Source organism: Sinorhizobium sp. BG8, from assembly GCF_016864555.1.
Classification (GTDB): Bacteria; Pseudomonadota; Alphaproteobacteria; order Rhizobiales; family Rhizobiaceae; genus BG8.
In genome coordinates this window covers 1,429,747-1,442,470 of sequence record NZ_CP044011.1, presented here as the reverse complement: position 1 = coordinate 1,442,470, position 12,724 = coordinate 1,429,747, and the positions used below count along the sequence as shown (strand labels likewise).

At 62.7% G+C, this 12,724-nt stretch carries 8 protein-coding genes and 1 pseudogene; 4 read left to right on the top strand and 5 right to left on the bottom strand.

The genetic code is table 11. From position 1 onward, the window contains the following. The first annotated feature begins 197 nt into the window (after positions 1–197). The gene (aceA, locus tag F3Y30_RS06695) at positions 198–1,487 is read left to right on the top strand and encodes an isocitrate lyase (protein ID WP_203425709.1); all 1,290 of its coding nucleotides are present in this window, start codon (positions 198–200) and stop codon (positions 1,485–1,487) included. A 75-nt stretch (positions 1,488–1,562) separates the two neighbouring features. After that, positions 1,563–1,802 carry a hypothetical protein gene (locus tag F3Y30_RS06690; protein ID WP_203425708.1) on the top strand — a complete coding sequence of 80 codons (240 nt, stop codon included), beginning with the start codon at positions 1,563–1,565 and terminating at the stop codon, positions 1,800–1,802. 162 nt (positions 1,803–1,964) lie between these two features. On the opposite strand, the gene F3Y30_RS06685 is transcribed toward F3Y30_RS06690, so the two are convergent. From F3Y30_RS06685 to F3Y30_RS06665, 5 genes are all read right to left on the bottom strand, one after another. Next, positions 1,965–2,840, bottom strand: a complete 876-nt coding sequence (locus tag F3Y30_RS06685) for a LysR family transcriptional regulator (protein WP_203425707.1) — start codon at positions 2,838–2,840, stop codon at positions 1,965–1,967. A 486-nt stretch (positions 2,841–3,326) separates the two neighbouring features. Then, a complete protein-coding gene (locus tag F3Y30_RS06680; RefSeq protein ID WP_203425706.1) occupies positions 3,327–5,168 on the bottom strand; it encodes a methyl-accepting chemotaxis protein in 1,842 nt (613 codons plus the stop codon). A 150-nt stretch (positions 5,169–5,318) separates the two neighbouring features. Beyond that, on the bottom strand, positions 5,319–7,853 hold the full coding sequence (locus F3Y30_RS06675; RefSeq protein ID WP_203425705.1) for a HAMP domain-containing methyl-accepting chemotaxis protein: 2,535 nt from the start codon (positions 7,851–7,853) through the stop codon (positions 5,319–5,321). A gap of 273 nt (positions 7,854–8,126) precedes the next feature. Beyond that, positions 8,127–8,273 carry a hypothetical protein gene (locus F3Y30_RS06670; protein WP_203425704.1) on the bottom strand — a complete coding sequence of 49 codons (147 nt, stop codon included), beginning with the start codon at positions 8,271–8,273 and terminating at the stop codon, positions 8,127–8,129. A 175-nt stretch (positions 8,274–8,448) separates the two neighbouring features. Beyond that, a complete protein-coding gene (locus tag F3Y30_RS06665; protein ID WP_203425703.1) occupies positions 8,449–9,630 on the bottom strand; it encodes an NAD(P)/FAD-dependent oxidoreductase in 1,182 nt (393 codons plus the stop codon). Positions 9,631–9,813: 183 nt separating this feature from the next. Here F3Y30_RS06665 and F3Y30_RS06660 point away from each other — a divergent pair, with 183 nt between their 5' ends. After that, a complete protein-coding gene (locus F3Y30_RS06660) occupies positions 9,814–11,250 on the top strand; it encodes a glutamine synthetase family protein (protein WP_203425702.1) in 1,437 nt (478 codons plus the stop codon). A 117-nt stretch (positions 11,251–11,367) separates the two neighbouring features. Continuing rightward, positions 11,368–12,653, top strand: a pseudogene (locus F3Y30_RS06655) (FAD-binding oxidoreductase). Positions 12,654–12,724: the final 71 nt, after the last annotated feature.

Here is a 12,724-nt window from a genome sequence, read left to right as displayed (position 1 = left end):
GCGTGCGATCGACTATTTACAGTTTTTACAAATTTACACCGCACGTTTGTCAAACACAACACAGCATAACCTCTTTCATCATCGGGATTTACAGTATTTTCTCGACCGTTTTTGCGGCGCACTGTAAATATTGTCACATCAAACAGGTTACGGCGCGATGCGCCACAGACTGCGACAGAAAACAGATGGAGGATAGTGTGACTGACTTTTACAATCTCGTTCCCACCGCACCGCAGGGCCGCTTTGACGGGATCGAACGTCCCTACACGGCCGAAGACGTCAAGCGGCTGCGCGGCTCGGTCGAGATCCGCCATTCGCTGGCAGAGATGGGCGCAAACCGGCTGTGGAAGCTCATCCACGAGGAGGACTTCGTCAATGCGCTCGGCGCGCTTTCCGGCAACCAGGCCATGCAGATGGTGCGCGCCGGCTTGAAGGCGATCTATCTCTCCGGCTGGCAGGTTGCGGCAGACGCAAACACCGCCTCCGCAATGTATCCCGACCAGTCGCTCTATCCCGCGAATGCCGCGCCGGAGCTTGCCAAGCGCATCAACCGGACCCTGCAACGCGCCGACCAGATCGAAACGCAGGAAGGCAAGGGTCTCTCGGTCGAGACCTGGTTCGCGCCGATCGTCGCCGACGCGGAGGCAGGCTTCGGGGGACCGCTCAACGCCTTCGAGATCATGAAGGCCTTCATCGAGGCAGGTGCCGCCGGCGTCCACTACGAAGACCAGCTGGCTTCTGAGAAGAAATGCGGCCATCTCGGCGGCAAGGTGCTGATCCCGACGGCGGCCCATATCCGCAACCTCGACGCCGCCCGGCTCGCCGCCGACGTCATGGGCACGCCGACGCTGGTCATCGCCCGTACCGACGCCGAGGCCGCAAAGCTTCTGACGTCCGATATCGACGAGCGCGATCAGCCCTTCGTCGATCATGAGGCGGGACGCACGGCGGAAGGCTTCTACCAAGTGAGGAACGGGATCGAGCCCTGCATCGCCCGGGCGATCGCCTACGCACCCCATTGCGACCTGATCTGGATGGAGACCTCCAAGCCCGATCTGGAACAGGCACGCAGGTTCGCGGAAGCGGTACACAAGGCGCATCCAGGCAAGCTGCTCGCCTACAACTGCTCGCCGTCGTTCAACTGGAAGAAGAACCTGGACGACGCGACGATTGCCAAGTTCCAGCGGGAGCTGGGTGCGATGGGCTACAAATTCCAGTTCATCACGCTCGCCGGCTTCCACCAGCTGAACTACGGCATGTTCGAACTCGCCCGCGGCTACAAGGACCGCCAGATGGCCGCCTATTCCGAACTGCAGCAGGCGGAGTTCGATGCCGAGGCAAACGGGTACACCGCGACCAAGCACCAGCGCGAGGTCGGCACCGGCTATTTCGATGCCGTATCAATGACGATTACCGGCGGACGGTCTTCGACGACCGCCATGAAGGAATCGACCGAACACGACCAGTTCCGCCCCGCCGCGGAGTAACAGACTGCCTCCCTTCACCTCTGCGGAGCGGAAGGGAGGACCGGAATTCAAGAACCCCGAGAGAGGAGAAATACCATGACATCGATCTCACGCGTCAAGGAGCGGGCAGAGGAACAGTCGTCGGCGATGACACCCGACCAGCAGGCCATGATCCGCATGCTGGCAAACGATCTCCATCGCCTGAACCAATCCGTCATGAAGGCGGTCGAGGCCGGAATTTCGGTGGAGCTCGTGCGCTCGGCCCGCCACCACGGCGGCACCGGCAACTGGGGCGACCTGATGATCCCCGTCATCGTCACCCAGGGACGCGCGTGATGGTCGCGCTTCTGGGCGTCTTCTGCGCAATCGCAGCCACGACGGCGATGCAGCGGATGCAGCGGCGACTTGCAACGGTGCAGGCGAAGGCCCGCGGCTAACCGCATAGCCCGGACAGGATACGAGAATGAAGACCCGGCCTCCCGCCGGGTCTTTGCGTATTCAGCCGCTGCGGTTCGCACGGCGGCCCGCGAAGAGGTCCGCGTGGCTCTTCACCAGCTTGAACAGGCGCTCCGACACGGTGCGGATATCCCTTCTGTGCCGATCCTCCGTATTGGTCACGATCCACTGTTCATGACGCAGGGCCCGGATTTCTCCACCGGCCCGTTCGAGTGTCGGATCGAGATCACCGACGAAGCACGGCAGAACCGCAATGCCAGCACCGGATCGCGCCAGATCGAGCAGCGAGCGCGGGCGACTGACGACAAGGCCTACGTCTTCCGCCCTGTGCTCATATGGCCAACGAAGATAGGGAGAGATCGCATCTTCCTGTGCCACCGCCAGCCAGCGGAAGGCGCGCGAGGGCGGCGCGTTGCGCTGGCGATAGGCCGCGTATGCCACCTCCCCCGCCTTGCGCAGGGCAAGGTGGGGCTCCTCGGGAGCAACGGCGCGAACGCCGACGTCGCTTGACCGGTGCGAGAGGGTCGCACGCCGCTCCGTGACAGACATGTCGAGCGTGAAATCGTCCTGGTCGACCCAGATGGCCGCAATGTTCTCGCAGATGAGCCAGGTGATCCACGTGCCGGCATGCAGCCGGACGACGCTGGAGCCGCGCGCACGTTGTCGCCAGTCCTCGACCTTGCGGGCCGCGGCCTCCATCTCCTGAAGCTGCTCGAAAAGCGCCTGGCCGTCCGGGTTCAGGCGATAGCCGGTCTGGTTACGAATGAACAGCTGCTTGCCGATCTCCTGCTCCAGATCAAGCACGCGCCGGCCGACCGTCGCCGGGCTGAGACCGCTCGCCTGGGCGGCTCCCGTCAGGCCTCCATGGCTCGCGACGGCAAGAAAGGTCCTGTAAGCATCCCAATCGATGTCTTTCATAAATGAAAAACATAAGGCGATTTCTTGCGTTTGCACATCATTTTTTGCGGAATAAGCTTCTTGCTGTTCAGGCGGCCCGGCCGTCATTCCCAACCTTTCAAAGCCGGTGCGGCCCAAGCAGGCGCCGTGGCCGCCGCTTTGTCCCTGGAGGTCACGATGCAGGACATGATGTGCATGGCACTACTCTTCGACATGCTGGCGAAGGACAGGCGCAAACACCGTCCGGGCGCGCAAGCGGCCCGCCCCCGACTATTGGCACGGCTCGGTCGGGCAAGCCGTATACTCGTGAGGCGACTTTCCGCCTGAGGCTTTGGCTGCTCAACAGGTTCGCCTTGCGCGCATGGGAGCATCGTTCTCATGCAGGCTGCCCGAAGCCGGCTTCCTCTTCCGGAAGTCATGCCCCGGCAATACGACAAAGAAAAAGCCCGGCACGTTCGCGCCGGGCTTTCTTCTCTACCTCTGCTGCAAGGCTGGGCCAGCAAGCACCTATGCGGCGCGCCGTGACTGGTGTGGCATGCCGGCGGTCTCGAAGGTGAACTGCGCGATCAGTCGCATGAGATCGTCGGCCTTGCCGGCCAGTTCGCGGCTCGTGGTCGTCGTTTCTTCCACCATCGACGCATTCTGCTGCGTCATCTGGTCCATCTGGTTGACCGAACCGTTGACCTCCTGAAGGGCGGCCGACTGGTCTCGGCTTCCGGTAGCGATCGTTTCGACGTGCTGGCTGATGGCAACAATCTGGCTGCTGATGGCCGCCAGAACCGCACCGGTCTCCTGCACGAGCGCGGAGCCGGCGCCGACCTCGTGCGTGGACTTGTCGATGAGGCCCTTGATTTCACGGGCCGCTTCCGCCGACCGCTGCGCCAGTTCCCGCACCTCCTGCGCCACGACGGCGAAACCCTTTCCGGCATCCCCCGCGCGCGCCGCCTCGATGCCAGCGTTGAGCGCGAGAAGATTGGTCTGGAAGGCGATGTCGTCGATGACCTCGATGATCTGCTCGATCTGGCGCGAAGCGTCTTCGATCCTGCCCATGGCGGCAATCGCGTTCGCCACCACATTGGCGGAGTCATCGGCGCTCCTCTTGGTCGCGGCGACCTTCATGTTGGCCTCATGCGCGCGGTCGGCGGAGGAGCGGACGGTGACCGTGATCTCCTCGACGGCCGCAGCCGTTTCCTCCAGCGATGCGGCCTGGGACTCGGTGCGCTTCGAAAGCTCTTCCGCCGAGTGGCGCATGCGGGTGCCGTTGTCCTGGATCGCATGGGCGTTCGCCCGGATCCTCCCGAGCGTATCCTGCAGGCGTCCGAGCGACGCGTTGAAATCCTGGCGGAGCGTTTCGAGGCGCCCGGCGAACGGGGTCCGGATCTCCTGCGAGAGATCGCCCTGCGCCAGTCGGCCAAGGCCGGCGGCGAGTTCGCCGACGGCGAATTCGATCTGGCTGTCGATCTCGCGCTTCTCGGCATCGCTCAAGGCGCGCTCGGCTTCGACTTCGGCATTGCGGGCGGCTGCCTGCTGTTCGACCTCGATCTTCCTTGCGGCATTTTCCCGGAAGACCGACAACGCGCGGGCGATCTGGCCGAATTCGTTGGCCTTTTCCAGCCCTGGGACTGCGGTGTCCAGCTTGCCGTCTGCAATCCTGTGCACAGCGCCGATGAGCGCGCGTAGCGGCCGGACGGCATAGCGGATGGCCACCAGAGCGAGGAAACCGAAGAGCACCATCGAAACCAGGCCGGCGGCGATGGCGAGGAACTGGAGGTCATTGATCTTGTGGAAGTAGACTTCCATGGGGATGCCGACGAAGAGCATGCCCACGTTGTCGCCCTTGGCATTCCTCACCGGGTAGTAGCCGGTCATGAATTCCTTGCCGAAAAGCTGGGCGGGGCCGAAATAGGCCTCTCCCGTCGCCAGGGAGGCCTGGGCCGGATGATCCGCCGCAAGCTTCGTGCCGATAGCCCGGTTGCCGTCTTCCTTCTTCACGTTTGTGGAGACGCGGACGTAATCGGCCCCCTGTTTCGTGAAGATGGTCGCGACACCGTCGATCGCCTGCGCCGTGCGATCGACGAGACCGTGATCGGCGAACTCCGGAATGGCTTCAGAGCCGACGGCGCCGAGATGCCCGGCCTGAATATCGATCCTCGCCCCCTCGTTCGCGGCCCCGTAGAGCACGGCCATGGTGCGGGCGGCCTCGCGCGCATCGTCCGCCGCTTCCGACAGGACGTAGCTTCTGAGATTGTAGTGCATCACACCGACGATTACCGCTGCACTCAGGAAAACGAGCGCGATCGTCATGGCTACGTACTGGTATGCGACTGAGGATTTGATCGCTTGAAACATTGAAAACTCCGAGATGACCCGGAATTGATAGTTATCAATTTATAAGAAAAATTGAATTTCTCTCCGGACTTTTTGCGACGCAGCAAATTTAGTCGGCCAATAAAGAAAGAGCCCGGCAAGCCGGGCTCTTTCGGGACTAGTACGAGACGATCAGGCGGCGCGGTACTCCTGGCCGTATTGCCTTGAATCCTCGCTCTCGAAGCGGAACTGTTCCACCAGCATCATCAGTGTGTCCGCCTCGCTTGCGAGCTGGCGGGTCGCGGCCGTGGTCATATCGACCATCGTCGCGTTCTGCTGGGTCATCTGGTCCATCTGGTTGACGGAGCCATTGACTTCATGCAGCGCGACGGCCTGGTCTCGGCTTGCCGTAGCCATCATGTCGACATGCTGGCTGACGGTGACGATCTGCTGGCCGATCGCGGCAAGCACCGCCCCCGTCTGCTGAACGAGATGCGATCCGGCGTTCACTTCCTGCGTGGACTTGTTGATGAGGCCCTTGATCTCCCGCGCGGCTTCCGCAGAACGCTGTGCGAGTTCGCGAACTTCCTGCGCAACCACGGCGAAGCCCTTGCCCGCCTCGCCTGCACGCGCAGCCTCGATCCCGGCATTGAGGGCCAGAAGATTGGTCTGGAAAGCGATATCGTCGATGACCTCTATGATCTGCTCGATCTGCCTGGAGGCATCCTCGATGCGTCCCATGGCGGCGATCGCATTGCCGACGACAGCCGCTGAATTGTCCGCACTGCGCTTGGTTTCGCCCACGACGAGGTTCGCCTCATGCGCCCTGTCGGCGGAAGAGCGGACCGTCGACGTGATCTGCTCGACGGCGGCAGCGGTCTCTTCCAGCGAGGCCGCCTGCGCCTCGGTCCGTCTCGAGAGGTCGTCGGCGGAGTGGCGCATTTCCGCGCCCTTCTGCTGGATCGACTGCGCGTTGCCGCGGATCTGCCCCAGCGTATCCTGGAGACGCACGAGCGACACGTTGAAATCCTGACGCAGCTGCTCGAGGCGGCCGGTGAAGGGCGTGTCGATCTGGCGGGACAGATCGCCCTGCGCAAGGCGGCCGAGACCGGAGGCAAGCGCATTGACGGCGAAGTCGATCTGGCGGTCCATTTCCTGCTTCTCGGAGTCGTTGCGCAGACGCTCGGCATCGGCTGCGGAACGCTGGCGCTCGCTCTCCTCCTCGACCCGGATCTTCGAAAGCGCATTTTCCTTGAAGATGCCGAGCGCGCGGGCCATGTCGCCGATCTCGTCTTGCCTCGCCTCGCCGGAGATACCCGTGTCGAGGAAGCCGTCGGCAAGGCGACGCATGGCCGTGGTGATCTGGCCAATCGGCCCCTTGAGCGTCAGCACCAGCGCGCCGCCGGCAATGACGGCAATCGCGATACCCAGGATGGTCGTGAACATGGAGACCTGGTTGGCCTTGTCGCGCTCCACGCCGGCGCTCGTCTTCTGCTCTTCCGCAAAGCGGGTAAGCTGGTTCCAGATGCTGTCGATCTCACCCGCCGCAGCGGCGAACTCGACCTGACGCTGCTTGCTGATATCGACGAGCGCGCCGCTCTTGGTTTCCATGTCGTCCAGAACCGGCTTGATCCTGCCGCCGAGACCGCTGAAGAACGGAAGGTCGCTTGCAGTCTGCGCGAGCGTGTCCATTCCGGCACGCATGACGGCGAATTCACGCAGCAGACGAGCGTGAGCCTCCTCGTCCGGCTTTGCGAGCAACGCGGCGGCAACGATGCGAATTTCATAGACGGAGGTTACCAGCTTGCGCGTCACGGTGAGGATCGCGTCGGCCTTGACGAGCGGAGCATCGAGCTGGCCGAACGTCTTCGTCGCTTCCCGCATCTTGGCGGCCGCGCCGACCTGCAGCTGGATACTCGTCTGACGGAAGCGCGCGACGAGCCGACCGACGGCAGCGGCCTTGTCCGCGACAAGCCCTTCGGCGTCCACGGCCGCCTTGATATCGGCGAGCGTGGTTTTGTAAGTCTCGACCACGGCCTTCTGGTTCGCCGGCAGACCGGAGGAGATTTTACGCTGCACCTTGAGAAGTTCGTCGTATCCCTTGGCGACGACCTGCAACTTGTCCTCGGGAGCGGCGGCGCGCGAGACGGCGCTGCTGAAGGCGGTCAGGGCATCGGCGGCAGACGTCAGACGGTCGGCTTCGCGCAGCATGTCCTTCGCAGAGCCCTCGTCCTTGCGAACGTTGCGCTCCATCTTGGTGGCTTCGTCAAGGATCTTCATCTGCTCGGAGAGCATTCCGCTGAGGCCGACGGTGATCGCGTCGTTCAGTGCCCGCTCATCCTCGTAGAGCTTCCACAGTCCGTCGATGCGGGCGGAGATCTGCGTGCCGCCATCCACGGCCCGCTGCAGTTCCGCGCGTCCCTGGTCGTCCACGAGGTGCGCCATGGTGTCGGCAAGGACCTCCTGCTGGACGGCTAGCTTGTCGGTGACGGCTGCGCGCGTGTCTTCCGAGGTATGCTGCAGAAACTGGTTCATGCCCGCATAGACGTCCTTGAAGCCGCTCAGCGACTGCAGGACGCTGTTGGAAATCTCCATTCGTCCCTGAAGAAGGCCCGACGCATAGAGACCCGTGAAGCCAACGGCACATATGCTGGCGACAAAGGGGAGAATAAAGAAGATGACCTTCGTCTGGATCTTGAAGCGTGCAAGAATTCTATCAATGAACATGGCGAGCGACCTCCTATCGGCGGCCGTCCCCCCTGCCCGCTTTTACGGGTCTCCTAAGGCCAGTCCACCGGCTTTGCGATGGGCATGCGGACTGACCGCGAATCCGGGAGGCAATCATTGCAACGACGCGCCCTTCTTCATGCGGGAGCTCGGTTCCGGAAAAGTATGACTAGATAATCTCCGCCAATATTTAACAATCCATGCTACGACGCAGGGAAATGCGCGGCCGGCCCGCCGGGGTGGCACCGCCCGTTACAATCGGGCATGGGCAGGTCAGAAGAGATCGAGCGCGGCGAGTGCAACGGTAGCGGTCAGAAGCGCTGCGGTCACGCAGTGGAGCGCGATCAAAACAGCGCGGCGACGATCTACTCCGGCAGCAATGGCTACGGCGCGGGCGGCAAGTCTGGGTTTGGCAGGCATGGCAATACTCCGTTGACAAGAGAAAATGCCCGGTTGATCCGGCCAGCCGACCCACATCATGTTATTTCCGCCCGTCGTCTGCACCTGACGCGCAATCGGACGCGGAAACGCCGACTTGTCCCGGCATGATCGGGTACAGCTCTTAATGGAGTGTAAAGACCGGAAGCCGTCTCACTCAGGCGACCTGGCCGGCCGCATGGCCCGATGCCCAGGCCCACTGGAAGTTATAGCCCCCGAGCCAGCCGGTGACGTCGACGGCCTCACCGATGAAGTAGAGGTTGGGAACGTTCTTCGCCGCCATCGTGCGGGAATCGAGATCAGACGTGTCTACTCCGCCGAGCGTCACCTCGGCGGTGCGGTAGCCTTCGGAACCCGCGGGGCGTACACGCCAGTTGACGATGCGATCGTTCAGCGTTTCCAGACGCTTGCCGGACAGGTCTGCGAGCTGCCCGTCGATGCCGCTCTGGGAAACCACGAGCTGCGCCAGCTTTCTCGGCAGATGTTCACCGAGCAGCGTATGCACGGCCTGCCTGCCATTCTGACGGCGGGCGCCTGAAAGCACGTCGGGAATCGATATGTCCGGAACCAGCTTCAACGCGATCTCGTCGCCTTCGCGCCAATAGGAGGAGATCTGAAGAATGGCCGGACCGCTGAGCCCGCGATGGGTGAAGAGCATCGCTTCGCGAAACGTGGTCTTGTCGTGGCGTGCCTCGACCTCGACGGAAACGCCCGGAAGCTCCCCGTGGGCAGCCAGCATCGCCGGATCGAGGGTCAGGGGAACGAGGCCCGGCCTCGTCTCGACGAGCCCCAGCCCGAACTGTTCGGCTATCCTGTACGCAAATCCGGTCGCTCCCATCTTGGGAATGGACTTGCCGCCCGTCGCGATGACCAGGGACGACGCGTGCTCCGTTCCGTCGTCCGTGGCGATGCGGAACCCGTCGGGCCCATGCTCGATGGCGCTGACCGGCGTCGACAACCGCAGTTCCACTCCAGCAGCGCGCATTTCCGTGAGGAGCATCGCGATGATGTCCTTCGCCGAATGGTCGCAGAAGAACTGACCCAACGTCTTCTCGTGCCAGGCGATGCCGTGGCGCTCGACGAGATCGAGGAAATCGCGAGGCGTATAGCGCGCGAGCGCCGACTTGCAGAAATGCTGGTTGCGCGAAATGAAGTTCTTCGGCTGCGCATTGATGTTGGTGAAGTTGCAGCGCCCGCCACCGGAGATGCGGATCTTCTCGCCCGGCGCCTTGGCGTGGTCGATCAGCAGCACGCTGCGCCCGCGCTTGCCCGCCTCGATGGCACACATCATGCCCGCAGCACCGGCGCCGATCACGACAACATCCCGTTTCTTCTTCAAGCACGCCTCTCTTTGTTTCCGCCTTCCTTTCCCGGCCGACGCACAAAGTCAACGGTCGCCATCCGCAGAGTGGCAGAATCCCGCGTTTGCGGGCATCTGGCGCCCTCTCATTCAGCGCGGCGCCCCTAGCCAACACCCAAACTCCGGTTATGATGCGTTATCCGAAACCAAACCCGGTGTGTCATGCCCTCAAAAAAGACCGTTGCCAGCACAATCCAGAAAGTCAGCCGTTCTTCCAAAATACCTCCCTCCCTGACCGCGGCGCGCGGCGTGAAGTCTTGGAAAGAAGCGGCGGACTGGCTGAAGCTCAGAGGCATCGAGGACATTGAGTGCATCACCCCCGACCTTGCCGGCGTGCCGCGCGGCAAGATGATGCCTTCGTCGAAGTTCACATCCAACACGTCGCTGGCGCTTCCATCGGCACTCTACCGGCACACGATCTCCGGCGAGTACCCGGAAGAGACCGGCAACTTCCGCTACGAGCCGCGCGACAGCGACCTCAAGCTGGTGCCCGACCTTTCGACCCTTTCGGTCGTTCCCTGGGAGAGCGATCCCACGGCGCAGGTCATCTGCGACATTGTCGGCTCCACGGGAGAGCAGGTCCCCTATACGCCGAGAAACGTGCTCAAGAACGTCGTGCGGATGTACAACGAACGCGGCTGGCGCCCGGTCGTCGCGCCCGAAATCGAATTCTACCTCGTCGCTATGAACGACGACCCCGACTATCCGCTGCACCCGCCGAAGGGTCGCTCCGGCCGGTCGATCCTCGGTGGGCAGGGCTATTCGATCGCAGGGATCAACGAGTTCGACGAGCTCATCGACGACATCTACCACTTCTCGGAGAAGCAGGGGCTCGAGATCGATACGCTGATCCATGAGGAAGGGCCCGCCCAGCTCGAGATCAACTTGCGCCACGGCGATCCGATCGAGCTCGCCGACCAGGTCTTCATGTTCAAGCGCACAATCCGCGAGGCAGCCCTGAAGCACGGCATCTATGCAACGTTCATGGCCAAGCCGATGCAGGGACAGGCAGGCTCGGCGATGCACATCCACCAGTCGGTCGTCGAGACCGAAACTGGCCGGAACGTCTTCTCCAATCCGGATGGGTCGGCCTCCAAGGAGTTCTTCCACTTCATCGGCGGCATGCAGAAGTACGTCCCGAAGGCGCTGGTGATGATGGCTCCATACGTGAACTCCTACCGTCGCCTGACGCCGGAAATGTCCGCGCCCGTCAACAATGCCTGGGGCTACGACAACCGCACGACGGCTTTCCGCGTTCCGGTGTCCGACGCTGCAGCCCGACGCATCGAGAACCGGCTGCCGAGTTCGGACGCGAACCCCTATCTGGCGCTTGCCGCTTCGCTCGGTTGCGGGCTACTCGGCATCATGAACGCCGTCGAGCCCAGCCCGCCGACAGAGGACACCGCCAACGAGGGATCGATCGAACTGCCGCGCGGTCTCCTTGAGGCAGTTTCGCTGCTCGAATCCGATCCGGCCCTCGCCGACGTGCTGAGCGCCGAGTTCATCGGCCTCTATGCCGGCGTGAAGCGCGGCGAGTTCGAGACCTTCATGCAGGTGATCAGCCCCTGGGAGCGCGAGTTCCTGTTGCTGAACGTCTGACCCTCGTTCCGGGCGAACCGGGTCGCCACGCGCTTCACATTGCTCCAAGCCTTGCAGCCGGCTCCCGGTCCCTACGACCGTTTTTGATCCATTCCCTATATATTGAAAGACCTTCTCATGTCCTGGCAAAGCCCCATTTCCCCCGGCATCTCCTGGTACGAGGCAACCGTCGGGGAGCGGCCCGAATACGCTCCCCTGGACGGCTCCTGTGACGCGGACGTCGCGATTGTCGGCGGCGGCTTTACCGGGCTGCAGGCCGCCTTCAACCTCGCCCGGAAGGGTGTCCGAGTCGTGCTGATTGATGCGAACCGGTTCGGCGACGGCGCCTCCGGACGGAATGGCGGCCAGCTCGGCACCGGGCAGCGTTCATGGCCGGAGGAAGTGGAGGAGGAAATCGGTTTCGAACGATCGAAGGCGCTGTTCGATCTGGCGGAGAACGCCAAGCGACACATCCACGATTTCGCGGGCGCGCAGAACATCGACATCGAATATGTGCCGGGACACCTCAACGTCACCCACAAGCGCAGCGAGGAGAAGGACTTCCGGGCCAATCCGGAAATCGCCGCGACGCGCTACGGCTATCGCTACTCGACGTTCATGGACACGGCGGAGACCCAGGAGCGCCTCGGGTCCAAGCGGTACATCTTCGGCGTGCGGGATACAGGGACCGGCCACATTCACCCGATGAAACTGCTCGTTGGTATCGCCCGGGCGGCGGCTGCCGCGGGTGCCGTGCTGCACGAAATGACGCCCGCCACGAAGATCGACAGGATTGGTGGCAGGGCGGTCATCACCACGCCGAGGGGCACGATCACCGCGGACCGTGCGCTGATCGCCTGCAATGCCTATATCGGCAATCTCGAGCCGAGTACGGCAGCCCATGTCATGCCGATCCGATCCTTCATCGGAGCGACGCCCGTCCTCAATACCCATCCCGCCGTCATTCCGGGCGGGGAGTCTGTATCGGACTCTCGGTTTGTCGTGCGCTACTTCCGCCGCAGCCGCGACGGGCGGTTGCTCTTCGGCGGACGCGAGGCCTACACCGCCGACAATCCGCGCGACATCACGATCCATATTCGCCGGCAGATCGTCGAGATCTATCCGGAGCTTGCCAATGTAGAGCTCACTCACGCCTGGGGCGGATCCGTGGGCATTACCATGCCGCGGCGGCCCTATGTGCGGGAGGTGATGCCCGGCATTACCACGATCGGCGGCTATTCCGGTCACGGTGTGATGCTGTCCAACTATTGCGGCAAACTCTACGCGGAAGCGCTCACCGGCGGCAGTGCCGAACTCGACGTGCTGAAATCCCTGAAGATCACGGCTTTCCCGGGGGATCACGTTTCCGAACGCCTCTTCTGTTCCTGGCTCTCAGTTGGTATGCCCTTCGCGACAAGCTCTGATCGAGTCGGGTGCGACGATTTTGTTGCGTTGCGGTCTGGCATTTTTAAATCGATTAGAATATAAAGTCGTC